The organism is Chitinophaga pinensis (assembly GCF_007896845.1).
Lineage (GTDB): Bacteria > Bacteroidota > Bacteroidia > Chitinophagales > Chitinophagaceae > Chitinophaga > Chitinophaga pinensis_C.
The window spans coordinates 20,172-44,075 of the sequence record NZ_VOHS01000015.1 but is presented as its reverse complement, the minus strand read 5'-3'; the positions used below and the strand labels follow the sequence as shown (position 1 = coordinate 44,075).

The following is a 23,904-nucleotide window of genomic DNA, read 5'->3' as shown; positions in this document are numbered from 1 at the left end:
CTTTTTTATATTTGCGGAAATTTACAACAGCCAAACCTGTACCGTAATAAAGAAATAACAATTTAACGACCACAATTACAATGACCGAAACAAAAAATAAGACCGCAGCTGAAAATACTCCTGCTCCTGTGTCTAAAGAATTCCAACTGGAAGACTCACTCCACAAAGCGGAAGACTTTTTCAACAAGAACAAAAACAGCATTATCATCGCCCTGCTCGTAGTAGTGGTGGTAGTGGGCGGTACTTTTGCCTACAGCAAGTTCATCAAAGGTCCTAACGAAACGAAAGCCCAGAACATGGTATTCCATGCACAGCAGTATTTCGAAAGAGACTCTTTCCGTCTGGCTTTAAATGGCGATGGTAACTATGAAGGTTTCCTGCAGGTAATTGATAAATACAGCAGCACCAAAACAGGTCAGTTAGCAAAATATTACGCTGGCGTTAGCTATGTGAAACTGGGCGAATTCCAGAAAGGTGCAGATATGCTGACATCTTTCAATGGCGGCGACCAGATAGTACAGGCAATGGCATACGGTTTAGCAGGTGACGCTTACATGGAACTGAACCAAACCGATAAAGGTATCGAATATTACAAGAAAGCAGGTCATCACAGCGATAACGAGCTGACAGCACCAACTTACCTGTTCCGCGCAGGTCTGGCACTGGAAAAAGCAAACAAAGCTGCTGATGCAGTTGCCATCTATAAAGAGATTCAAAGCAAATATCCTCAAACTGCTGAAGGTCGCGAAATGGATAAATATCTGGCGCGCCTGAGCGAAGTGAGAAGTAATTGATATTAAAACAGATCATGTCAATACATAATCAAAGTTTATTGAACGACGCTGGCATTCTCCAATCAGAGGATGCCAGTATTGTTATAGTGTATACCGAATGGAATGATGCGGTGATCAACGAACTGGTTGCCGGTTGTGACAGATCTCTGGCACAATACAATGTATCGAAAGTCTCTAAGGTGGTTGTACCCGGAGCATTTGAATTACCATTCGCCTGTAAACAATACTGGGAACGTACAAAAGGAACACATAGACAGCCTGGCGCTATTATTGCGTTTGGTTGCGTAATCAGAGGCGAAACCCCGCATTTTGACTATGTTTGTAAGGGCGTAACAGAAGGACTGATGCAATTAAACCTTGACTTGCCCGTACCTGTTATCTTTGGTATCCTGACTGTCGATAATATGCAGCAGGCACAGGACAGACTCGGAGGCATCCATGGCCATAAAGGGGAGGAAGCCGCGATTACCGCGCTGAAAATGATATCTATGATGCGTCAACTGTAGGAGCAGCTTTTTAGCCCCATATTTATTACATGTGATGTTCATTGTTGCTACAGTTTTAGCCGAGATACATTGATTCCTGATGCCGGCAGTATTCCACTGCGGCCTCTATTAAAAGAACTAACTCAATGAACGTACAGCTTTTTATTCCATGCTTCGTTGATCAGCTGTTCCCGGAAACAGGCTTCAATATGGTAAAGGTGCTGGAAAAGCTGGGATGTAACGTCGATTATAATCCCAACCAGACTTGCTGTGGCCAGCCGGCTTTTAATGCCGGATACTGGGATGAAGCCCGCTCCGTTGCCAATAAATTCGTAAAGGACTTTCATACCGTAGATTATATCGTAGCACCAAGCGGATCCTGTACGGGGTTTGTCCGCAATTACTACGGCAAACTCTTTGACAATTCCGCCGCTCATAATGAAGTAAAGAACCTGCGTAAGAACCTGTATGAATTTACAGAGTTCCTGACAGAGGTACTGCACGTAACTGATCTCGGAGCCAGCCTCAATGGCGTCGCTACCTATCATGATGCCTGTGGTGCCCTGCGAGAATGTGGTATCAAAGAAGGTCCGCGTAAATTGCTCTCCAATGTAAAAGGACTGGAACTGAAGGAAATGAATGATTGTGAAACCTGCTGCGGCTTTGGAGGTACCTTTTCTGTGAAGTTCGAACCGATCTCCATCGGTATGGGCGAACAGAAGGTGAATAACGCCATTGCCAGCGGTGCTGACTATCTCATTTCTACAGATCTTTCCTGTCTGATGCATCTGGACGGTTATATCCGGAAGCACGAACTGAATATCAAAACTATGCATATTGCTGATGTACTGGCCAGTGGCTGGTAAGCAGCGGAAGAATTTTAAATCATCAGATAATGAACTACTGGCTTGTTAAATCAGAACCATTCAAGTATTCATGGGACCAGTTTGTAAAAGACGGTAAAACTTTCTGGGATGGTGTGCGCAATTATCAGGCACGCAATAACCTGAAAGGCATGAAGAAAGGAGATCTGGTACTGTTCTATCACAGTAACGAAGGACTGGCAGTAGTGGGTATTGCGAAGATCGCGAAAGAACATTACCAGGACCCGACTACACCTGATCCTAACTGGGTAGTGGTAGACCTGCAGCCGGTTAAACCTTTCAAAACGCCGGTAACACTGGCACAGATGAAAGCTGAAAAAAGACTGGAAAATCTCTCTCTCATCCGTCAGGGCCGCCTTTCTGTGTGTGCCGTTACAGAAGATGAATTTGATACCATTCTGGAAATGGGAGAGACGAAGAAATAATTTTTTTTGTGGAATTTTATTCCTGACTGCATCTTCTTGTTATAGCAATATTTATCACTAAATACTGGTCTATGACAAGAAGATGTTTCTTTTTCAGGTATACCCCGATCCCCGTATCACTACTGTTATTGAGTTTACTCACACTCATGTCCTGCGCCCGTAAGGCGGAACAAAAGACGACTCCCTCATATCTTGCAGTTAAAGAATATAGTCAGGAAGCAACAAAATATAAATCCGAAGGAGACGACGTTGCTCCCGCTGATGAAGAAAGCGCAAATGGCGCAGGTGTTGTATCCAGTGTACACTTTACACCGCCGGTAATAGCTAAAGAGCCCTTATTGGCAGAAATACCCAAAAAGATCATTAAAGATGGTGAGCTGCAGTATGCTGTGAGAAACTATAATGACGCACGAAATGAAATGCATGCGATCGTCGCCCGCTATAATGGTTATATCACAGAAGAGAATGAATCCCGGTCTGATCTTACATGGATCGTAAATGTAAAGATAAAAGTGCCTGTCGAACGTTTTGACTCCTGTCTGGAAACACTTGCCGGGACTGCGGGTACACTCATGTTGAAAAGAGTAGCAGCAACAGATGTAACAGAAGAATATGTTGATGTTGCCTCCCGTATGAAGGCAAAGAAAGAAGTAGAGCTGCGTTATCTTGATATCCTGAAACAGGCGAAATCAGTGGAAGATATTCTGAAAGTAGAGGAGCAGCTGAAGAGTATCCGTGAAGAAATAGAAGCGGCACAGGGACGCCTGCAATATATCGATCATAACGTGGCCATGAGTACAATCAGCCTTTCCATTCAGCAGACTTTTGCTACTTCTTCTCCACAAGGCCCCGGCTTCTTTTCACGCATCTTCTTTTCGATAAAGGATGGCTGGAATAACCTCTTGTCTTTTTTAGTAGACATTGTACAAATGTGGCCGGGTATATTGATCGTGGTGGTGATCGTAGTGCTTATCAGAAAATATATCAAAAGAAGGAAGATGAGGAAGATGGTAAGTGTGAGTTAGAAATTAAGAATGAAGAATTGGAGATGCAGCGAAGGGTGGCGTTTTTATACTGGCAATTCGGTTTTATATAAAAAAGAGGCACTTCGATATACTGAAGTGCCTCTATCTATTTAAGCATATTTGTTTAAGAAAAAGCCATTACTATCAATCCCTGACTGCATCACGGCGCTATGCGTGCCAGCTGTGCTTTCTTCTTCTCCAGATCTTTGTGTCTTTTAAAGATTCCTTTTGTCACAAAGTAACCCAGTGAAGCGCCTAACCATACATCGCTGCCCCAGTGTCTTTCCTGATACAGACGGGTGGTACCGGTCATAATAGCGATGGAATAAGTTACCCATGGTACCCATGGATGTTCATCTCCATAAGCTTCGGCAAGTGCGGTGGCAACAGAAGTCACTGTCAGCATATGACCCGAAGGGAAGGAGGTATGATATTTATCCATAGAGAAAGGCGCATTGTATACAAATGGATCGTCGTAGTAGGTAGGACGACCACGTCTTACCACTGACTTGGCGAAGGTATAAATGAGCGTTGATAGTAACAGGGACTTGGCTGTCATCAGGGACGTATGCTCCAGTTTCCTGTCTTTGGCGATCACGCCGGCAAGGTACATACCACCTACGAGGTAAGGAGAATAGGCGTTACCAAAAGGTTCTACCTGACCAGTTACGCTGTTCCAGAAATTGGTGTGGTTACGGGCAAAGAACTGTTTTACTTCATAGTCTACGCCCATAAGACCACCGGCAGTACCAAGTACGATACCCAGTCGGACAAAGTCTTTTCCTTTCCAGTGTGCCGGTCTTGCAACGGTATATTTCAGGTCACTCCATATGCTACCCAGATAGGCGCCGTTTATACGATAACGTATAGTAGTATCGGCTTCCGTTAATGTACGGATCTCCGTAGAGCTGGTACTATCGGTATAGTGGAGATTGGTGGTGTCTGTCGTCTGTGCGTTTGCTTTTAGTTGTAGTAACAGCATACCGCACAGCATAAGCTTCAGTAAGATCTTCAATTGCTGTTATTTAATTATCCGATAAAGTTACGGTAAATGTTAAAACCCGTATATTTAAAAATCAAAAATGTCTTGTACAAATGAAGCCTAGATTGGTAGTTTTGACAGGCGCGGGGATCAGTGCAGAGAGTGGATTACGGACTTTCCGTGATAGTGATGGCCTGTGGGAGGGATATAATGTTTATGAAGTTGCCAGTCCGCAGGGATGGCAGAAAGACCCGCAATTAGTGCTGGATTTTTATAACCAGCGCCGCCGGGATGTGAAAGCGGCGATGCCGAATGCAGCTCATCTGGGGCTGGCAGCCTTACAGGAGCAATTTGATGTAGAGATCATCACGCAGAATATTGACGATCTGCATGAGAGAGCAGGATCTAAGAAGGTGTTACATCTCCATGGGGAGATCTTCAGTATGCGTAGTGTATTGGATGAACACCGGAAGTATCGCATCATCAGTGATATCAACATAGGAGATAAGGCGGCTGACGGCGGACAACTACGCCCGGATATCGTATGGTTTGGTGAGGCGGTGCCGAAGATAGAGGAAGCAGCAGCAGTGGTGATGACGGCAGATGTGTTTGCGGTGATAGGCACTTCGCTGGTCGTATATCCGGCCGCGGGATTGGTGGATTATCTGCCGGAAGGAACGCTGGCGTTTGTGATAGACAGAAAATTACCGCAGATGCCGCAGATGAGTAATCTGATGAAGATAGAGAAACCGGCAACGGAGGGTATTGCAGATATGATCAAGGCTTTGGAGGGATTGATCTGATGCCTTGTCTGGTGAGTCTGAAAAGAAGAAGTCGTTAAAATAGTAACGGGAGCTGCGCATCGTATGATTGATCTGTAGTTTCCGGCTGATATAAAGAGAAGAGGCAGTCCGCTATATGCAGGACTGCCTCTTCTCTTTATTATTCAAAACTTTCTTCAAAGCGGATATTGAACTCTTCCAGTTCTTTCAGCACCGGATTATAGATATCTGGTGTGATCGGGATTTGCAGGCCTTTCAGGGTGACTTTATCCTGAAGGATGAGTTTCGCCATGATACCCAGTGGTAAGCCTACGGTTTTGGCCATAGCGGTACGCAGGTTGTCTTCACCTTGTGCGATCATGTAGCTATGCAGGCGGGTGCTCATGCCTCTTCTTTCAAACTCGATCTCATGGGTCATGACGATCATGTCTTTATCAGTGACTTCCATGCCCAGTTTGGCTTCAACTATGTTTTGAAGGACGGAGGCGTTTGTTTGTTCGCCGAGATGAATGGTTTCACCATTGAGTAATCCCAGGAACTTGAGTTGACGGAGTATTTTAGACTTGGCGCTGATGCCAAGATAATTGGCGATATTTTCTTCATGACTGATAGCAGGATCCTGATCGATGTTTTGACTGGTCCATTCATAAAAGGTCATGTTATCGGTCTGGATCTTTTTATTGTCGTCGGTCAGTCCGAGTTTCACGAGTGTACCCCAGCCTTCGCAGAAATCCGGATAGCGCAGGGTAGCGCGCATGAAAGTGGGTACTTCCTCCAGTTTATAGGCACTGATATAATTCAGTGAGTCGCGGTTCGGGTAGTAGGCCAGTTTACCGAGACTGGGAATATGGATGGTTTTAGACTGATCGAAGAGGTGCTGGTAAGAGACTTCCTTTGTTTTGCCTTTTTCGCGGTAGGTAGCGCCGGAGTTACCGGCGAGTACGATGTTGCGGGCATTCCAGGAGATCTTGTATTGCCATGGATTGTCGTTGCTTTCAGGCGATACGAGTCCACCACAATAGGAGCGGAAGGCAGATATTTGTCCGCCTTTCTTTTCGATAGAGTGAATGAGCTTCATGGCGCTCATATGATCTATGCCGGGGTCGAGGCCCATTTCATACATAAAGAGCAGGCCTGCGTCTTCAATTTCTTTTTCCAGCTTTTTAACTTCCGGGTCGATATAAGAGGCGGTGAGCAGGTTTTTACCGAACTGCAGACAATCTTTTGCGACGAGGATATGCAATTGGGCGGGCAGCAGAGAGATGACGAGGTCTGTTTCCTGTATCAGCTTTTGTCTGGATGCTTCATCCCTGATATCGATCGCAGCTGGGGTAACATAGTAAGACTTTCCGGTTTTGGATTTGATGAGCGCGAGGTCGTGGTCGGCGACGGTGATATGCCATTTTTGCCGTGGAGCATTTGATACCAGGTAGTCGATCAGGCTCGTAGCCGACTTGCCGGCACCAAACAAGAGTATATTCTTCATATTAATTTGTTCATCTTTAATATGGTTACAGAACAGGGATTTAACATCAGTCGTCTATCTAATGTTCGAATTTTCAGGAAAATTCGTTTTTAACCTATGATAATTTTAGTAAACTGTCCGTGACCCTCTGATTTTCATCGGGTTAAAAACAAAATCTTTGCCAATATTTTATTTTCCCAATATTCCTTTTTTCTATTATATAGAATATTAATTGAAGGAGTTAACGCAAAATAAGGATTAAATAGTCTATCTGTGGAATTTGTTCTTAACGTATATCTTATTTGTTCAATATGACAATTCCTTTTTTATTCACATTCTATGTCAAAAAGGCCGGAATACGGCCTAAAATGGCTATATTTGCGTCTATTTATTTTTTTACGGAATAAATTGTAAACCAACAATATAATGTCAGAAAATACGGAAAATCAGCAAGACGGCAGGATTATCCAGATCAACATTGAAGAGCAGATGAAAACGGCCTACATCGATTACTCGATGTCTGTAATCGTCGGACGTGCTCTTCCGGATGTCCGGGACGGTTTAAAACCTGTACACCGCCGCGTGTTGTTTGGTATGAACGAGTTAGGGAATAACAGTAACAAGCCTTACAAGAAGTCAGCCCGTATCGTAGGGGAGGTGATGGGTAAGTTTCACCCGCATGGTGACGCCTCCATTTATGATACCATTGTACGTATGGCCCAGCCATGGAGCCTTCGTTACATGCTGGTAGATGGTCAGGGTAACTTCGGTTCTGTGGATGGTGACATGCCGGCAGCTATGCGTTATACGGAGATCCGTCTGCAACGTATGGCAGAGGCAATGCTGGAAGATATCGATAAAGAAACAGTGGACTTCACCCTGAACTTTGACGATACCCTGGAAGAGCCAACAGTACTGCCTACACGTATTCCTAACCTCCTGATCAACGGAGCGTCGGGTATTGCGGTAGGTATGGCCACCAACATCATGCCGCACAACCTTTCAGAGGTGATAGATGGCCTGATTGCATACATTGATAACCGTGACATTACAATAGAAGATCTGATCAAGCACGTAAAAGCGCCTGACTTCCCGACCGGTGGTATCATCTACGGTTACGAAGGTGTGAAACAGGGCTTTGAGACAGGCCGCGGAAGGGTTGTCGTACGTGGTAAAGTGAATGTGGAAACCTCCAAAGCAGGCCGCGAGCGTCTGGTGATCTACGAACTTCCTTATCAGATCAACAAGGCTGCGCTGCATCAGAAAATTGCGCAACTGGCAGACGATAAAATCATTGAAGGTATATCTGAAGCACGTGACGAGAGTGACCGTGATGGTATGCGTCTGGTGATCGATCTGAAACGTGAGGCTATTGCCAACGTGGTGATCAACCAGCTATATAAATACTCCGAATTACAGACTTCTTACGGTATCAATAACGTGGCGCTGGTAAAAGGCCGTCCGCGTGTACTGAACCTGAAAGATATGCTGGCTGAATTCGTAGACTTCCGCCACGAAGTGGTAGTACGCAGAACGCGTTTCGACCTGCGTAAAGCAGAAGAAAAAGCGCACATCTTACAGGGTTACCTGATTGCGCTGGATCATCTGGATGAAGTAATTGCGCTGATTCGTGCGTCCCGTACACCGGATGAAGCAAAAGAGGGCTTAATGACCCGCTTCGAACTGAGTGAAATTCAGTCTAAAGCAATACTGGAATTACGTTTACAACGTCTGACCGGTATGGAGCGCGATAAGATCAAAGAAGAATACGATGAAGTTATGAAACTGATCGCTTATCTGAAAGATGTACTGTCTGATGAAGGTCTTCGTTTCAAGATCATCAAAGAAGAACTGGAAGATGTGAAGAAACGTTTCGGAGACGAGCGTAAAACTGAAATCCAGTATCTGGCGAGCGAAATGCGTATGGAAGATATCATCGCAGAAGAAGATGTGGTAATCACTATCTCTCATCTGGGTTATATCAAACGTACTTCTGCATATGACTATCGTCAGCAGAAACGTGGTGGTCGTGGTGCATTGGGTGGTAAGACCCGTGAGGAAGACTACATCGAACACCTGTTTGTGGCGTCTACACACCATACCATGCTGTTCTTCACCGAGAAAGGCCGTTGTTACTGGCTGAAGGTATACGAGATTCCGGAAGGAGAGAAGAGCGGTAAAGGCCGTGCGATCCAGAACCTGATCAACCTGCCTACTGATGACAAGATCAGGGCGATCATCGATATCAAAGACCTGAGTGATAAAGAATTCATCAGCTCTCACTATATTGTACTGTGTACTGCGAATGGTATCATCAAGAAGACTCTGCTGGAAGATTTCTCCCGCCCACGTCAGAATGGTGTGAACGCAATCACTATCAATGAAGGCGACCAGTTACTGGAAGCTAAACTGACCAACGGTAACAGTCAGATCATGATGGCTATTAAGAGTGGCCGTGCTATCCGCTTCCCTGAAAATACCGTACGTGACACAGGTCGTGGTGCTATCGGTGTAAGGGGTATCGAGGTAGACAATGACAAAGACGAGGTTGTTGGTATGATTTGTGTAAATAAGGAGGATGAAACCCGTACTGTACTGGTGGTTTCAGAGAAAGGTTTCGGTAAACGTACTGATATTGAGGAATATAGAATTACCAACCGCGGTGGTAAGGGTGTAAAGACCATCAATATTACTGAGAAAACAGGTAGCCTGATCGCTATTCTGGACGTGACCGAAAAGGATGACCTGATGATCACCTGTAAATCCGGTATCACTATCCGTATGGCGGTAGCTGATATCCGTGAGGCGGGTAGAGCAACTCAGGGTGTGCGTCTGATCAGACTGGACGATAGCGACGAAATCGCAGCTGTAGCACGCCTGGACGAACAGGAAGAGCAAAGGCTCGATGAAGAAGCACAGGAAGGTATGGAAGGAAATGAGTCCGGCCAGGAAGGCAGCTCAGCAACTCTGGGAGAAGCTCCGGTAGATGAAACGCCTGCAGAATAATTACTAAGAAGCCGCATTTTATTTAAGCGAACTAATGGTTAACCTGCGGTAGATTGTATTTATTATGGTTGAAACAGGCATTAAATCTAACGCCATACTTATAGAAAACAACAAAATATTGAGCAACATGAAAAAATTACTGGTATCATTTGTCTTTTGTGGTGCAGCGATGGTTGCAGTAGCGCAACGTGCCAAAGTAAGCAGTGCTGACGAGGCACTGTCCAAGAAAGACTATGATAAAGCGAAAGCCGATATTCAGGCAGCACTGGAAAATGAAAAAACTAAAGGTGAAGCTAAAACCTGGTATGTTAAAGGAAAGATCTTCGAAGCAGTAGCTACTGACAAGAAAGATGCTTCGCAGGCGCTGGAAGCATTCGAAGCTTACAAAAAAGCTTTGGATATCAACGCTAAACTGCCGGAAGCTTTACTGGAAATGAACCAGCGTATGTTTAACCTGTATGCTACAGTAGGTAACGCAGGTTATGGCAACCTGAATGACCAGAAATGGGATTCAGCGTTCGTACACTTCAGAGACGCTTTCAACATTGCTGAATACTATAATGGCAAAAATCTGGGTGGTTCTATTCCTACAGATACTTCCATGACCTTCTACGCTGGTTACGCTGCTAACCAGGCTGGTAAAAAAGACGAAGCACTGCCTTTCCTGAGAAAAGCAGCTGATCTTCAGTTCAAAGCTGAACCAGCCCTGTACGTAATCCTCGCACAGACTTACGAAGAGAAAGGTGATAATGCTAACTGGATCAAAACTATCGAAGAAGCAAAAGCTATGTTCCCTAAAGACAAGCGTTTCAACGATATGGAAATGATCTACTACTCTAAAACAGGTAAAACTTCCGAGTTGCTGGGTATGCTGGAAAAGAAAATGTCTGAAAATCCAAATGACTTCCAGACCATTCTCGACTACGGTATCCGCGTTGACAACCTCGCAAACCCTCGTTCTGATGGTAAAGAAGACGCTGCAAAACCAGCAAACTACGATGAGCTCATGACTAAAGCTGAAAATGCTTACAAAAAAGCTATCGAACTGAAAGCTGATGATGCAACCGCTAACTTCCAGTTAGGTGCTCTGTATTTCAACCGTGCAGTAGGTTTCAACAAAGAACTGAATGCAATGGACAGCAAATCACTGAACACACCAAAAGCAAAAGAACTGCAGACTAAAGTAACAGGTCTGATGGATCAGGCGCTGCCTTTCTTCGAGAAAGCGGACGCTAACTTCACAGCTGCTGGTTCCTTGGAGCCAAGCGACAAGCAGACTTTCGAAAGCTGCCTGTATGCACTGCAGAAGATCTATGCTATCAAAAACGAAACTGCTAAAGTAGAAGCAGTGAAGAAGAAGCTGGAAAGCCTGTAATCGTATAGATACAGACATCATAAAAAAAGTCCCGGTTCATAACGAACCGGGACTTTTGCATATAGGTCAATATGTACTTACTTTCTGCCCGACATAAAATGATACGTCCAGAATGCCGCCAGCAGAATGAACAGGATCACGATAACGATGATCGCCAGTTCAGTAAAGTAGGCCATCTGGTGTTTACGACGCTTGTTCGTACGGAGCTTACGCAGCATTTGCCACTTCATCTGCCGCAATAATACGGGGATCTTTTCCTTTTCTTTAAAGGCTGATAATCCCTCCACCGCCTCGCTGCACATTTCACAATCGGCAAGATGAAGTTCCACTTCATGCTTTTCTTCCGCTGTCATCCTGCCCTGTACATAGTCCAGCAATTGCTGTTGCGTAGGACAGGCCGTCGTGGTGAAAATATCCTGATATTCTTCGTTCATAAAAATGTTTCCTCAATAATTAGAAATCCGCATACTTACTCCTATCCCTGTTTGCTCAGCAGGAGCTTCAGGTTCCGCTTCCCATTCTGAATATAACTCTTGACCTGCAGCAGGGTATATCCCGTTTCGTCCGTAATATCCTGATAAGAGCGTTTCTGCAGATAAAAAAGTTTGACACAGACGCGTTGCTCCGGGTTTAATTGTTCCAGCGCATGCTGCATATTTTCCAGCAAGTTATCCTTTTCTACAAACCTTGCTTTATCTTCTTCCGGCTCTCCGGGATCATTGAGATGTTTCTCACTGACTTCTTCCTGCCTCACCTGATTCTTATGCCTTAACTGCATCAGACAATGGTTCTTGCTGACCTGATAGATCCAGGCCCTGAAGTACTGAATTTTGTGCTTGTTGATATCTGCCAATACTTTTAAAAATATCTGTTGTACACTGTCTCTCGCATCCTCTTCATTTTTAAGGTATTTCATGCACATACCCAATAGCAGGATCGCATACCTGTCAAACAGGATGCCTACCCAATTGCTGTTTTCATCGGCTTTATACCGTTCCAGCAGTTCTTCGTCTGTTAATTCCTGACTGTTCTTATAATTCACTGGATAAAGATAAAATACTTATAATATTAAGATGCAATACCCAGCCGATTCCACAAAAATATAATGAAATAAAAAAGTCCATAGAAGACTCCGTTATGGAAAGTTCTATGGACTATATGAGGAAGTGAGGCTGAAAATATCAGCAGAACGATTACAGATTATCAAGGGCGGCCTGCGCCTTGTCCTTCATACTGCCGTTCATACGAACGACTTCTTTGAACATACGTCTGGCTTTACCCGTCTGCCCCTTACTACGGTAGCATACAGCCAGCTGATAACGCGAAAGCTCACCATACTTGCCACTACTGCCGGAAAGGTGTTTATAGCGGGAAATGGCCTCGTTGAGGTCTCCCTGTTGATGATATACCATCGCTGCTTTATACAGGAACTCATCTGTGCCGCTGGCAGCTGTTTCTGTAGCAGGTTTTGGTTTGGGTTTATCATCGTCATCATCTTTCTTTTCCTTCGGAACCGGTTTAGGTTCCGGTTTGTCTTCTGTCTTTTTTGCTACCGTAGGAGTGTCTTTATGCTCCGGAGCGGGTGCTTTGACAGTTTCCTTTACTTCAGCTGGTTTAGTGGCAGGAGGGGCCTGTTTTTTCGCACTATCCTTATTCACGGGTACTGCTGCCGGCGTTTTTGCCTTAACAGAGTCCTTAATGACAGGTTTAGGCGTAGCAGGTGCCGGGGTAGCGGCCGGAGGTGCGACCGGAGCCGTTGTTGTAGCGGCTGGTGGTGCAGGACGGTGACTAAGGGTATCCGCTCTTTCTGCACGTACCGGCGTAACCACGGCAGCTTGTACAGCCGGAGCTTCTACTCTCTGAGCAGGTATTTCTGCGTTGCTGGCCATGGCTTTGGTGACAGATGGCTTGAATTTATCCTGTTGTTGTATGAGATAAATAAGACCCGCACCGGCAGCAATAGCAGCCACTACCCAGAAATAGATCAGGAAGCTTTCCTTTTTCTGTTCCTGGCGCTGATAGCGTTCGGCTTTATGTGCATGGGATACCTGTTTGATACTGTTGCGGATATACTGTTGCATACTCGCTGACAGCGGCTGGTATTTTTCCCTGTATTGTTGTTGCTGGAGAACCTGCAATGCATCAAAACACAGATCGCAGTCCACCAGGTGTTGTTCCACCAGGTGTTTCTCGACATCCGTGAGACGACCGTCCAGATAGCGGGCAGCTGGTCTCTGTTTAAACAGCGGATGTTACTGAAGATCTTCAGTATTTTTTCATTGTTTTCCAAGTTACTCATAGGTTTCATTCATCAATAAGGACGCCATTTTTTGCTTTGCCTGTTGCAGTGTCTGTCTGAGTTTCTCAATAGAGATCTGCTTAGTTTCCGCCAGTGCTGCAAAACTTTTATTATTCATGTAGAATTCTTTCAGTAAATATTTTTCCTCGGCAGACAGTTTATCAAGCGTACGTTCAATAGTAGCGATCAGCTGTTGCTGTTCTTTCTGGTTGGTTGCCGCCTTTTCTATTCTGGCTTCTATCTGTTGCTGTTCTCTGGATTCCGTACTTGGAAAAAATGGACTGTTCTTATCTGTCCGGGCCTGTTGTGCCCTGATCGTATAGTGGATCCATTCATTGGCTTTCGGGATCGTCTGGGTTTTCAGACTGTCACTGAGACGCTGCAGCAAAGCAGGGTAAATCTCCTCCGGACTGGTAGCCGGACCATTGTTGAGGTAGGGTAAACAAACAGCAACCATGAGGTGGCTGTATCTTTCCATGAGTACACCTTCGGCTTCCTGATCCTTGAGCTTTCTCGCCCGGGAAATCAATTCTTTATCTGATAAATTACTTAACTGCTGTAGCATAGTGTTACCTATATTTACATATAAAAGACAAAAAAGTTCATTTTGTTGTCTTTTGACATATAATTATTTTAGACAATTAATATGCCATACGCAATTACTGTTGTTCCAATTATGCCATTACGGGCGGAACAGTCTCATAAAAGTGAAATTATCTCACAAGCCTTGTTCGGGGAATGCAGTGAAATTATTGTCACCGGATCAGACGGTTGGGTGAGGGTAAAATGTCAGTATGATGGATATGAGGGATGGGCTACTTTAAATCACCTTGAAATAATCGATGAAGGGCTTTTTAGTGCACCTTACACGCATTATACCGCTTCGTGGGTAAATCGGGTATTGCTGAACGGAAAGCCTTTACAGGCACCATTTGGATGCATACTAAAGCACGGCACGACCGACGTGACAAACTGGGGAAAGGTGACGGTACAGGTTGAGGAAAAACCAGCGGAGATCGGTGATGGCAGTGCAGTCGATATCGCAGCACTGACAAAGGCAGCCTTTTTATACCTGAACACAGCCTATCTGTGGGGAGGAAAATCGGTGTTTGGTGTGGACTGTTCCGGGTTTACCCAGACGGTATTTAAAACGCTGGGCATCCCCCTCTTAAGGGACGCATATCAGCAGGCAACGCAGGGTACTACGGTAGATTTCCTACAGGAAGCAAAAACAGGCGATCTGGCATTCTTTGACAATGCGGAAGGACGAATCACACACGTAGGCATTCTGCTGAATGATCATGAGATCATTCATGCGTCAGGTAAGGTAAGGGTAGATCCTATTGACAACCAAGGCATTATCAATATAGATACGGGTGAAAGAACGCATAAACTCCGTATTATCAAACGATATTTCTAACAGAAACAGGTATAAAAGAAAAGACCATAGCAATTGCTATGGTCTTTTCTTTTACGGTTATCCGTGGTAATTATTTATCGCCGAAAGTCTTGTTGTAAAGCTCAATGCTTTCCAGCACGATACGCTCAGCAACAGCTTTGTTCTGGAAGTCAGCCACTTTTACAGTTTTGTGCTCCAGTCTCTTGTATTCTTCAAAGAAGTGACGGATCTCAGCTGTGAAGTGAGGAGGCAATTCAGAGATGTCATTGATATGCGCAACGCTCATATCATTAGCAGCTACCGCGATGATTTTGTCATCCGCTTCACCATTATCGATCATCTGCATAACGCCGATCACCTTCGCTTCCATGAGACACATTGGAACTACATCTACCTGGGAGAGGATGAGGATATCCAGCGGATCATGGTCATCACAGTAGGTTTTAGGGATAAAACCGTAGTTAGCCGGATAGTAAACAGAAGAATAGAGCACCCTGTCGAGTTTCAGCAGGCCACTTTCTTTGTCCAGCTCGTATTTAGCGCGACATCCTTTCGGAATTTCAATAATAGCATTTACTACATTTGGCGCTTCTGATCCTGTGCTGACACTATGCCATGGATTGTTCGTCGTCATCATCAAACTTTATTTTTTGATTATTTAGTATTTAAGCGCCTGCGTTTATTCAGCATTGCAGAAAGGTATAACGTCGCAAAGTCTTTCGTCGGGACCCTGGCAACTGATTTACCGTAAGCTAATGTGGAATTTAGAATAAACGTCTGCTGGCGCGTGCGCAAAAATAAGGAACTCAACTGTAAATTCGCAATTGCTGCAAAATAAACAGGTATGAGTTGATCTACAATATCTTATTTATCTGTAGGGAGCGGAGCCGTAGAATCCTGTGGAAGCATGGAGGAGTCCAATGGCGCGCTTGCCGGAGGCAGATAATTCGGAATGATACTTTCAAAAGTGAGTGATATCTTCCAGCGGCCATTTTCCTTTACCAATTGCAATCTTTCCTTTTGCTGAGAGGATGAGTTCAATACCGTTACGGTTGCTTTATCACCATTTTCTTCCGTATCGATCACCTCTATACCGGCTTTTTTTATCTTATCCCGTTCTGAGTCGTTACGACGTGCATCAAAAAAGGAGTAGAGCTGTATTACCTGTTGCGATTCTTTGGTTGCGTAATCTCTGGCAAGGTCAAAGTTCGATTCCTGAATAGCATGCATAAAATTAAGTGCAACCTCCTGCGGAGTAGCGCTCTTTTTGCAACTGCCAAGTACAGTACCGAAAAATAATACCAAGGTGAGAATACGCAGATAACTGGTCATGCAATTGTTCATTATAATACAGTTAACAAAAATAGGAGGAAAGTTAGAAAATTACAAAAAGCAGCTAGTGCAGCCGTTGTAATTTTTTAGTTCCGTACCCGATTTTTGAAAATTGTTGGTTTCCTTGTTGTAAACCGGTATAGGCAAGGAAGTCTTTAACAGTTTACGTTTTAAGGGCGTGAACATACTCAAAACGCTGTTAAAGAAGTGTTAATTGTTAGTGGTCCTCCTTTTCCTTGGCCGCATCATACGCACGTATAATAGCCTTCACCAGTCTGTGTCTTACTACGTCTTCCTCGTCCAGCTGGAGGTAGCCGATACCATCGATATTACGAAGGATACGGGTCGCTTTTTCCAATCCGGATTTCTGATTTTTAGGCAGGTCGATCTGCGTAAGGTCGCCCGTGATAATAGCTTTGGCTGATGCACCGATACGTGTCAGGAACATTTTGATCTGCAGTTCGGTGGCGTTCTGGGCCTCATCCAGAATGATGAAAGCGTTATCAAGTGTACGTCCGCGCATATACGCCAGCGGAGCGATCTCAATGACACGGTTGGTCATGAAATAACTGAGCTTGTCAGCAGGGATCATGTCATCCAGAGCGTCGTACAGTGGACGCAGATATGGATCAATCTTCTCCTTCAGGTCACCCGGCAGGAAACCAAGGTTTTCACCTGCTTCTACCGCAGGACGGGTCAGGATGATCTTTCTGACAGCTTTGTTTTTTAACGCTCTCACAGCAAGCGCCACAGCCGTGTAAGTTTTACCGGTACCGGCAGGGCCAATGGCAAAAATGATGTCATTTTTGTCAGCCAGCGATACCATTTTCTTCTGGTTGGCTGTTCTGGCTTTTACATTACGGCCGTTCGGTCCGAAAACCAGGACCTCATTGGAATTGCGATCCTTGAAAGCATCTACCGTTTCTTCATCACCCAGGATCTGTTCAAAATAGTTTTCGCTCAGATTACCGTTACGTTCGAGATAAGAAATGATTTGTCCGATTTTTTCCTGAGCAGTGGCTACTTCTTCCTGAGCGCCGGAGAGCTTGAGTTGTGTTCCACGGGAGAGAATCTTTAACAGTGGAAATTTCTTTTTCAGCAGATCAAGTTTTCCATTGTTTACTCCGAAGAACTCGATAGGGTTAATACTATCTAAGCTGATAATTGATTCTGTCAAGTGATATTTTATTTAGATCGTTTGAGGTATCTCCGTATAAGGTGTCTAAAGCAATATACCTTAAACGCTTTATATTAAGAAACCTGGAGTTTATAACCTTGTTGTCTGAAGGCTTCACTAAAACTGGCAAAAAAGGTGTTTACAGATACCACGCCAGATAGAGCAGTAGCCATATGAGCAGCGGCAATAACCACGCCAAAGCCTTTTTCCTGTACAGTGAGCAGATGCTGCGATAACTTCACCTTCAATACCAAAGAACTATAGAAAAATAAGTGACTTTCGCATTGCCGGTTTGTCACTTTTCAAATCTCATGAGAATGAATACTTCATTGTATTGTGCATTTAATGTTTGTCCGTATGCTATTGTCCCCAAAGATATTTATCCTTTTACATATGCTGAAAACGGGAAATCCACATCGGTGGAAAACGCAAAATTAAGGCCTTAAATAATACAAATGGCTGTCTCCCCGCCAGATAGTTGTTAAGAATAGCTATTTTTAATCATATATTGAGTATTTTTAAAGGGATTATCGTTCGGGATTTTATGATGAATGCCATAATGAGTAACGCGCTGACAGGTGTAATACCAGCGCTGTTACTGGATCTGCACGGTAACCTCTTGTATGCCAATCAGCAGGCGTCGGGGTGGCTGCAGATACCGGAGGGGGAATTTCATCCGGCAGGAAATATTACAACTGTACATTTTAATGATGTCATCGGAAAGAATGCAGGGGTGTACTGGCCTATGCTATGTCACCTGCTCAATATGGGTCGTCCGGCCTGTGTTGAAATGTATTGCCATACCCGTCAGTGGGTACAATGGAAATTGAGTCCCGCAGGCGACCATTTCCTCCTGTCCGGCACCGATATTACCGGCAGGCGTCCCGCCGAACCCGCCTCCGTACTACACGCCATGCCTTTCGGTCTGCAACATTTCTCGCCCGATGGTACCCACCGTGGCGCCAATGAATTGCAACAGCAGATCTGGGAAGGGATCGACCCCGTACTCTGTATGCCGGGGTATAACCTTTTTGAAGAACCGGTCTTTCAGGAAACCGGTCTATGCGAACTGTTTACCGCCGTGCAATGTAACTGCCGGCCCGCTACGGGAGAAATACTCCTCGGTTATCGCGAACAGGCCATCAATGGCGTCATCCGTATACTGCCGGCTTATTACGAAGCCACCGTCTTTGCAGTCACCGATCAGCAGGGCAGTATCGTCGAACTGGTCATGATCATGTCCGACATCACCGAAAAACAACTGTCCCTGATGCAACTCCAGAAAAGCGCCCGCCTGCTGGACCTCATCATAGAACACTTGCCCATCGGCTATATACAATTTGACCACTTCGGATTTATCCGCCGTATCAATCAGACGCAGCGGGAATTCTTCCAGTACGAATATGAAGAAGGTGAAACACCCTTCAATATCATGAACGATCCGTTTTCCCGGCTTTATGGGCTGGATGAACTGTTCATACACGTCATGGTGCATAATAAGATGCTGCGTGTCGAAAAGCAACTGGATTTCTCGAAGGATAGCCGCTGGACCGCCCAGAATAAAGAAGTCTGGCTCGACCTTACCCTGTTTCCCTTACGCGACCCCGTTGATCAGGAACAGATCGTGGTAGCACTGGTGAATGATATCACCGACAAAAAACTGGAACGCCAGATGCGCAACCTGCTACAACGAAACACCGAACAATTACACCTGTTCTTCGATGCCGTTGATATGGGATACGCCACCATGGAAAAGGACGGCACACTCTCTTTTGTCAATACCAAAGCAGAAGAAATGGCCGGTCGTCAGGTACTCCCCGGAGAAAACCTGTTTAATGTCCTACCGGAACTGGGCCACCTCAGTCCGTTCAGGACCCGTTTCTCCGCAGCACTGACAGACACCGTTTCTCAATCCTTCAGCAGCTATTTTCCCCGCCGTTATAAATGGTACGAATTCCTGATTACTCATATGAGTGACGGGACCGTCTCCGTCTTTATCCGGGATATCAGCGACAGCCGGAATATGCAAAAAGACCTCTTCCGGGCCAACAAACAATTAAATAAGCTGAACCGGAGCCTGGTCAACCAGAATCAGCAACTGGAAGACTTCGCACACATTACCTCGCATAACCTCCGTGCACCGATCGCCAACCTGAAAGCACTCATGCAGATGCATAATGATTCTGTGTTGCAACATGAAAAGGAACAGTACCTGAGTTTACTACAGGAAGTCATATTTAAGATAGATGAAACGCTCAATGACCTGGTGGACGTTGTCCAGATCAGGAAAGATGTGGATATGGAACGGGAAGAGCTTATATTTGCCGAACGTCTTCAACATGTGAAAGACGTTTTGTTTGCGGATATTGAAAAGAGCGGGATACAACTCACAACAAATTTTGAACATGCGCCTTCGCTGGAGTTCCCGCGCCTGTACCTTGACAGTATCCTGCAGAACCTGATCACCAATGCCATCCGTTATCGTACCCTTGAACATAAGCCCCGTCTGCACCTGAGAAGCTGGCGTGAAAACGGTCGTACTATGCTGACTGTAGAAGACAACGGACTGGGAATCGACATGGAGCGCTTCGGTCATAAGCTTTTTGGTTTCAGAAAGACGTTTCACAAGAATAAAGACGCGAAAGGTATCGGCCTTTTTATCACCAAAACGCAGGTTGAAGCAATGGGGGGAAGCATTCGTGCGGAAAGTACACCGGGCCGGGGAACGAAATTTATTATTACCTTTAAAACAGAATAAATCCCTGTATGCAATTGCACAACATGATTTTTATCGTAGATGATGATCCTATTCATCAGCAGATCGCGAACATAATGATCAAACGACAGGGTATTGGAGAGAATGTGAGGGCCTTTTCCGATGCGCAGGACGTACTGGATTATCTGCGTCAATATTCCTTCCAGGCCGAGCAATTGCCTGATCTGATCCTGCTTGATCTTAACATGCCAGTCATGGACGGATGGGATTTCCTTAATGACTACGCCGGTTTTTACAAAGACTTAGCCAAACAGATCGGCATTTTTGTACTGACTTCCTCCATCGATGATAAAGACCGTAAGAAAGTAGATAACTATTCATTCGTGAAAGGATATCTCACCAAACCTTTATCCAGCGAAATCATTACAAAGTTACAGGCGAGTTGAAAATTCTTCATATAGTAAAGAGGGTTATGTCATACCGACATAACCCTCTTTTTATTAAAATTAAGTATCGCTTTTATAAATGCGTTCCACCGCATTAAATGTCTTAAAAGATTGACCTACGCGTTCCTTAACGCACTGATCGTCGCTTCCGGATCCTTCGACGCAAATACCGAACTACCCGCCACCAACACATTTGCACCCGCATCTAATATGCTGGCAGCATTATCTGTTGTGATACCACCATCCACCTCAATCAATGCATGCGCTTTATAATGATTGATCATCTCCCGTGTCTGACGTATCTTATCCAGACTTCTCGGAATAAAGTGTTGTCCGCCGAAACCGGGATTTACACTCATGATCAGCACAAGATCAACATCATTGATAATATTCTCCAGCAGATGCACCGGCGTATGCGGATTCAATGCCACACCCGCTTTCATCCCCAGACTCTTAATCTGTTGAATATTCCTGTGCAGGTGCGTACACGCTTCATAATGCACCGTCAACAGGTCAGCACCCGCTTTCTTAAACTCTTCCGCATATTTCTCAGGCTCCTCAATCATCAGGTGTACATCACAGATCTTTGTGGTCGCCTTTCTGATCTGTGAAATTACCGGTAAGCCAAAACTGATATTCGGTACAAATCTGCCATCCATTACGTCCAGATGCAACCAGTCCGCCTCACTGCGATTCAACATCTCAACTTCTTTACCCAGCTCCAGAAAATTGGATGCCAGGAGAGACGGTGCTATAAATGTGTTTCTGTTTTCCAAAGCCACTCGTTTAAAGATTAGAAATCATGTACAGACAGCATACATGCTGCCCATACTGCTATTCATCGTTACGAATATAACTGTTTATTTTTTTAGTTTCTCCAATGCAGCTTTCGCCTCCGGATATTCCTTTCTGAAAGTGAGCGCCTTGATATAATCGTCTATCGCATCATCCTTGCGGCCCAGCTGCTCCAGACACTGTGCACGGTTATAATACGCTTCCGAATTGTTAGGGGAGGTTTTGGCCGCCAGATCAAAATAACGCAGTCCTTCCTTCCAGTTCTTTTTCCGCACATTGATCGTTCCCAACGCCATATAAGCTCTTTCGTCGTCAGGATCAGTAGAGATACTGCTGGTATAAGCAGTGATGGCTTCCGCAGTATTGCCGGTCTGCTCATAATACTGACCCAGCGCAATATAAGGTTCCGCATTCACAGAGTCCAGTTTTGCCGCCAGTCTGTAGTATTTAGGCGTATTGGAAGAATGTCTCGTCAGCAACAGATCGCCCAGTTCCATCACCGCATCATAATCACTCTGCAGTCCCGCATGGTCTACCGCCGCTGTCAGGTGACTGATCGCCAGCGTAGTGTCTTTATTTTCCTCGGCAATTCTGGCTTTCAGATAGTAAGCTTTATCATAGGTACCGGTGGACTGTGACAGTACGCCCGCCAGACTATCAGCAGCAGCATACTGTTTATTTTCAATCAGCGCGGTCGCCAGTCTGTATTGCAGATAAGGATAGCCGGGTGCCGTCTGTAAGGCTTTTTCAAAATGCGCAATTGCCTGCGGATAGTGTTCCAGCACCAGTGCCGCTTCTCCTGCTCCTGCCCAGAAATCGGTCACTGCCGGTTTCAGCTGCGCCGCCTTTTCAAAGTCTTTCTGTGCCAGCACAGGATCTGTATTAAAGAGCAGCAATGCCCGGCGGAAGTATAAGGCCTCGTTTTCAGGAAATTGTGCGATAGAGTCGGTCAGCGGTAATACCATAGCGGCATAAAGAGCAGAGTCAGCACCGTTTTTCTGAACAGACTCTCCCTGTTTACCGGAATGGCAGCAAATCAAAAAAGGAATGGATAAGAGGAATAGGTATTTCATAAGACAATTATATAAAAAATGCTGGAAATTCCACTGTTATGATAACTGTAGCGGGTCGGGGAGGGCTAAAATGAAGAATGGCTGTCGCGCTATAAGCGGACAGCCATCCTGATTGATCGTTTATTGCATGCCGGATCAATTGGCCATCAGCCATTGTTTTAATGCATCATACTCAGCCGGAAGTTGCACGGATTGTTTTTCCAGATCATACAGGGATTGTACCCTGTCTGGCGTTACGATCTTATCCTGCAGAGATGCCGGAGCCGTATCTGCAAATTTAACCGGGTGCGCTGTTTCCAGAAATACACCGGCAGTAGCTGTATCCGGACCTGCCGTCTGTAAATACTGCTTCAGACCGAGGTAACCTACCGCTCCATGTGGATCCAGCATATACTGGTAGTCTTTCCAGACCTGCTCCATGGTAGCCGCGGTATCTTTATCATTGAAGGAAATTGACGTCAGTTTTTCTTTCAGTGCCGGCAGACTATTCGCAAACAACTCGAGTATACGTATAAAATTGCTCGGATCCGCCACGTCCATGGCATTGGACAGGGTGGCTGTCGCTTTACCGGGTGTATAAGCGCCGGTCTGCATAAACCTTGGTACCGTATCATTCACATTGGTGCTGGCCACGAAATGTTTTACCGGTAAACCCATCGCTGCAGCCATCATACCCGCACAGATATTACCGAAGTTGCCGCTCGGTACAGAGAAGACAATATCAGGATGTGCTGCGCTGAGTTGTTTGTATGCCAGCAGATAGTAGAACATCTGTGGCAGCCAGCGGGCAACGTTGATGGAGTTGGCACTGGTCAGCATAATATGCGATTGTAAGGCTTCATCCAGAAAAGCAGTTTTCACCATCTTCTGACAATCATCAAAAGTACCGTCTATTTCAAGGGCCGTAATGTTGCCGTTGAGTGTGGTCAGCTGCTTTTCCTGTAAGGTGCTCACTTTACCGGAAGGGTAGAGGATGACAACACGTACACCGGGAACATTATAGAAACCATTGGCAACCGCCCCGCCGGTATCCCCGGAAGTAGCCACGAGTACTGTTACCGGACGGGAATCATTTCTTCTGAAATAACCCAGACAACCCGCCATAAAACGTGCGCCGACATCTTTGAATGCCAGGGTTGGCCCGTGGAAAAGTTCCAGCGAGTATACATTCCCTTCCACTTTCTCTACCGGAAATGGAAAGCTGAGTGTATCCGCAATGATCTGTTTTAAGGTCGCTTCAGGAATCTCTTCTCCTACAAATGGCTGTATCGCTGCGTAGGCAATATCGAGGTCGTTTTTATGAACGATATCATGAAGGAATGCTTTATCGAAAGCCGGAATACGCTCCGGGAAGTATAATCCTTTATCAGGCGCAAGTCCCTGTACTACGGCTTCTTCAAAAGATACAACGTGTTGTTTATTCTGCAGACTGAAATATTTCATT

Annotated in this window: 23 protein-coding genes; 11 read left to right on the top strand and 12 right to left on the bottom strand. The window is 45.2% G+C overall.

Annotated features, from left to right (window positions below):
* The first annotated feature begins 80 nt into the window (after positions 1-80).
* The 5 genes from FEF09_RS16010 (at position 81) to FEF09_RS15990 (ending at position 3,613) form a co-directional block, all read left to right on the top strand.
* A complete protein-coding gene (locus tag FEF09_RS16010) occupies positions 81-794 on the top strand; it encodes a tetratricopeptide repeat protein (RefSeq protein WP_146306061.1) in 714 nt (237 codons plus the stop codon).
* A 14-nt stretch (positions 795-808) separates the two neighbouring features.
* Positions 809-1,300: a 6,7-dimethyl-8-ribityllumazine synthase gene (ribH, locus tag FEF09_RS16005; protein WP_146306060.1), complete on the top strand. Its 492-nt coding sequence runs from the start codon at positions 809-811 to the stop codon at positions 1,298-1,300.
* Positions 1,301-1,425: 125 nt separating this feature from the next.
* Positions 1,426-2,145 carry a (Fe-S)-binding protein gene (locus tag FEF09_RS16000; protein ID WP_146306059.1) on the top strand — a complete coding sequence of 240 codons (720 nt, stop codon included), beginning with the start codon at positions 1,426-1,428 and terminating at the stop codon, positions 2,143-2,145.
* Positions 2,146-2,174: 29 nt separating this feature from the next.
* Positions 2,175-2,588, top strand: a complete 414-nt coding sequence (locus tag FEF09_RS15995) for an EVE domain-containing protein (protein ID WP_146306058.1) — start codon at positions 2,175-2,177, stop codon at positions 2,586-2,588.
* Positions 2,589-2,659: 71 nt separating this feature from the next.
* Positions 2,660-3,613 (top strand): DUF4349 domain-containing protein, encoded by a 954-nt coding sequence (locus tag FEF09_RS15990; RefSeq protein ID WP_146306057.1) that lies wholly within the window; start codon positions 2,660-2,662, stop codon positions 3,611-3,613.
* A 160-nt stretch (positions 3,614-3,773) separates the two neighbouring features.
* On the opposite strand, the gene FEF09_RS15985 is transcribed toward FEF09_RS15990, so the two are convergent.
* Positions 3,774-4,628, bottom strand: coding sequence for a phosphatase PAP2 family protein (locus FEF09_RS15985; RefSeq protein WP_146306056.1), 855 nt, complete (start codon positions 4,626-4,628; stop codon positions 3,774-3,776).
* An 80-nt stretch (positions 4,629-4,708) separates the two neighbouring features.
* On the opposite strand from FEF09_RS15985, the gene FEF09_RS15980 reads away from it, so the two are divergent.
* Positions 4,709-5,398, top strand: coding sequence for an SIR2 family NAD-dependent protein deacylase (locus FEF09_RS15980; protein ID WP_146306055.1), 690 nt, complete (start codon positions 4,709-4,711; stop codon positions 5,396-5,398).
* 139 nt (positions 5,399-5,537) lie between these two features.
* Here the strand turns inward: FEF09_RS15980 and FEF09_RS15975 are convergent, their stop codons facing one another.
* Positions 5,538-6,863, bottom strand: coding sequence for a saccharopine dehydrogenase C-terminal domain-containing protein (locus FEF09_RS15975; RefSeq protein ID WP_146306054.1), 1,326 nt, complete (start codon positions 6,861-6,863; stop codon positions 5,538-5,540).
* Between the two features lie 405 nt (positions 6,864-7,268).
* Here FEF09_RS15975 and gyrA point away from each other — a divergent pair, with 405 nt between their 5' ends.
* Entirely contained in the window at positions 7,269-9,848 is a 2,580-nt protein-coding gene (gyrA, locus tag FEF09_RS15970) for a DNA gyrase subunit A (protein WP_146306053.1), read from the top strand.
* Between the two features lie 127 nt (positions 9,849-9,975).
* Positions 9,976-11,223, top strand: coding sequence for a tetratricopeptide repeat protein (locus FEF09_RS15965; protein ID WP_186774370.1), 1,248 nt, complete (start codon positions 9,976-9,978; stop codon positions 11,221-11,223).
* A gap of 77 nt (positions 11,224-11,300) precedes the next feature.
* Here FEF09_RS15965 and FEF09_RS15960 read toward each other — a convergent pair whose 3' ends face one another.
* The 4 genes from FEF09_RS15960 to FEF09_RS15945 form a co-directional block, all read right to left on the bottom strand.
* Positions 11,301-11,657, bottom strand: a complete 357-nt coding sequence (locus FEF09_RS15960; protein ID WP_146306051.1) for an anti-sigma factor family protein — start codon at positions 11,655-11,657, stop codon at positions 11,301-11,303.
* A gap of 41 nt (positions 11,658-11,698) precedes the next feature.
* Entirely contained in the window at positions 11,699-12,265 is a 567-nt protein-coding gene (locus FEF09_RS15955; protein ID WP_146306050.1) for an RNA polymerase sigma factor, read from the bottom strand.
* A 151-nt stretch (positions 12,266-12,416) separates the two neighbouring features.
* On the bottom strand, positions 12,417-13,403 hold the full coding sequence (locus tag FEF09_RS15950) for a tetratricopeptide repeat protein (protein WP_146306049.1): 987 nt from the start codon (positions 13,401-13,403) through the stop codon (positions 12,417-12,419).
* A gap of 111 nt (positions 13,404-13,514) precedes the next feature.
* Entirely contained in the window at positions 13,515-14,087 is a 573-nt protein-coding gene (locus FEF09_RS15945; RefSeq protein ID WP_146306048.1) for a sigma-70 family RNA polymerase sigma factor, read from the bottom strand.
* A 111-nt stretch (positions 14,088-14,198) separates the two neighbouring features.
* On the opposite strand from FEF09_RS15945, the gene FEF09_RS15940 reads away from it, so the two are divergent.
* Positions 14,199-14,942, top strand: a complete 744-nt coding sequence (locus FEF09_RS15940; RefSeq protein ID WP_222596991.1) for a C40 family peptidase — start codon at positions 14,199-14,201, stop codon at positions 14,940-14,942.
* 70 nt (positions 14,943-15,012) lie between these two features.
* On the opposite strand, the gene FEF09_RS15935 is transcribed toward FEF09_RS15940, so the two are convergent.
* The 3 genes from FEF09_RS15935 to FEF09_RS15925 all read right to left on the bottom strand — a co-directional run bounded on the left by FEF09_RS15935 (position 15,013) and on the right by FEF09_RS15925 (position 17,430).
* On the bottom strand, positions 15,013-15,558 hold the full coding sequence (locus tag FEF09_RS15935; protein WP_146306046.1) for an inorganic diphosphatase: 546 nt from the start codon (positions 15,556-15,558) through the stop codon (positions 15,013-15,015).
* Between the two features lie 227 nt (positions 15,559-15,785).
* Entirely contained in the window at positions 15,786-16,265 is a 480-nt protein-coding gene (locus tag FEF09_RS15930; protein ID WP_146306045.1) for a DUF4878 domain-containing protein, read from the bottom strand.
* Between the two features lie 205 nt (positions 16,266-16,470).
* Entirely contained in the window at positions 16,471-17,430 is a 960-nt protein-coding gene (locus FEF09_RS15925; RefSeq protein WP_012793033.1) for a PhoH family protein, read from the bottom strand.
* 544 nt (positions 17,431-17,974) lie between these two features.
* Here FEF09_RS15925 and FEF09_RS15920 point away from each other — a divergent pair.
* Together FEF09_RS15920 and FEF09_RS15915 are read left to right on the top strand one after the other, a co-directional pair.
* Complete coding sequence (locus tag FEF09_RS15920; RefSeq protein WP_146306044.1) at positions 17,975-20,188, top strand: sensor histidine kinase; 2,214 nt, start codon at positions 17,975-17,977, stop codon at positions 20,186-20,188.
* An 8-nt stretch (positions 20,189-20,196) separates the two neighbouring features.
* Positions 20,197-20,592 (top strand): response regulator, encoded by a 396-nt coding sequence (locus tag FEF09_RS15915; RefSeq protein ID WP_012793031.1) that lies wholly within the window; start codon positions 20,197-20,199, stop codon positions 20,590-20,592.
* A 116-nt stretch (positions 20,593-20,708) separates the two neighbouring features.
* Here the strand turns inward: FEF09_RS15915 and rpe are convergent, their stop codons facing one another.
* The 3 genes from rpe to thrC form a co-directional block, all read right to left on the bottom strand.
* Entirely contained in the window at positions 20,709-21,368 is a 660-nt protein-coding gene (gene rpe / locus FEF09_RS15910) for a ribulose-phosphate 3-epimerase (protein WP_146306043.1), read from the bottom strand.
* An 84-nt stretch (positions 21,369-21,452) separates the two neighbouring features.
* Positions 21,453-22,460 (bottom strand): tetratricopeptide repeat protein, encoded by a 1,008-nt coding sequence (locus tag FEF09_RS15905; protein WP_146306042.1) that lies wholly within the window; start codon positions 22,458-22,460, stop codon positions 21,453-21,455.
* Positions 22,461-22,595: 135 nt separating this feature from the next.
* On the bottom strand, positions 22,596-23,903 hold the full coding sequence (gene thrC, locus FEF09_RS15900) for a threonine synthase (protein ID WP_146306041.1): 1,308 nt from the start codon (positions 23,901-23,903) through the stop codon (positions 22,596-22,598).
* Position 23,904 lies beyond the last annotated feature (1 nt).

Excerpts from the sequence above, each read along its gene's own strand:
- thrC (WP_146306041.1), bottom strand. The coding sequence starts at position 23,903 with ATGAAATATTTCAGTCTGCAGAATAAACAACACGTTGTATCTTTTGAA.
- FEF09_RS16000 (WP_146306059.1), top strand. The coding sequence starts at position 1,426 with ATGAACGTACAGCTTTTTATTCCATGCTTCGTTGATCAGCTGTTCCCG.
- FEF09_RS15935 (WP_146306046.1), bottom strand. The coding sequence starts at position 15,558 with ATGATGACGACGAACAATCCATGGCATAGTGTCAGCACAGGATCAGAA.
- FEF09_RS15995 (WP_146306058.1), top strand. The coding sequence starts at position 2,175 with ATGAACTACTGGCTTGTTAAATCAGAACCATTCAAGTATTCATGGGAC.
- FEF09_RS15960 (WP_146306051.1), bottom strand. The coding sequence starts at position 11,657 with ATGAACGAAGAATATCAGGATATTTTCACCACGACGGCCTGTCCTACG.
- FEF09_RS15990 (WP_146306057.1), top strand. The coding sequence starts at position 2,660 with ATGACAAGAAGATGTTTCTTTTTCAGGTATACCCCGATCCCCGTATCA.
- FEF09_RS15920 (WP_146306044.1), top strand. The coding sequence starts at position 17,975 with ATGATGAATGCCATAATGAGTAACGCGCTGACAGGTGTAATACCAGCG.
- FEF09_RS15915 (WP_012793031.1), top strand. The coding sequence starts at position 20,197 with ATGCAATTGCACAACATGATTTTTATCGTAGATGATGATCCTATTCAT.
- FEF09_RS15975 (WP_146306054.1), bottom strand. The coding sequence starts at position 6,863 with ATGAAGAATATACTCTTGTTTGGTGCCGGCAAGTCGGCTACGAGCCTG.
- FEF09_RS15905 (WP_146306042.1), bottom strand. The coding sequence starts at position 22,460 with ATGAAATACCTATTCCTCTTATCCATTCCTTTTTTGATTTGCTGCCAT.
- FEF09_RS15945 (WP_146306048.1), bottom strand. The coding sequence starts at position 14,087 with ATGCTACAGCAGTTAAGTAATTTATCAGATAAAGAATTGATTTCCCGG.
- FEF09_RS16010 (WP_146306061.1), top strand. The coding sequence starts at position 81 with ATGACCGAAACAAAAAATAAGACCGCAGCTGAAAATACTCCTGCTCCT.
- FEF09_RS15980 (WP_146306055.1), top strand. The coding sequence starts at position 4,709 with ATGAAGCCTAGATTGGTAGTTTTGACAGGCGCGGGGATCAGTGCAGAG.
- gyrA (WP_146306053.1), top strand. The coding sequence starts at position 7,269 with ATGTCAGAAAATACGGAAAATCAGCAAGACGGCAGGATTATCCAGATC.
- FEF09_RS15930 (WP_146306045.1), bottom strand. The coding sequence starts at position 16,265 with ATGAACAATTGCATGACCAGTTATCTGCGTATTCTCACCTTGGTATTA.
- FEF09_RS15940 (WP_222596991.1), top strand. The coding sequence starts at position 14,199 with ATGCCATTACGGGCGGAACAGTCTCATAAAAGTGAAATTATCTCACAA.
- FEF09_RS15965 (WP_186774370.1), top strand. The coding sequence starts at position 9,976 with ATGAAAAAATTACTGGTATCATTTGTCTTTTGTGGTGCAGCGATGGTT.
- ribH (WP_146306060.1), top strand. The coding sequence starts at position 809 with ATGTCAATACATAATCAAAGTTTATTGAACGACGCTGGCATTCTCCAA.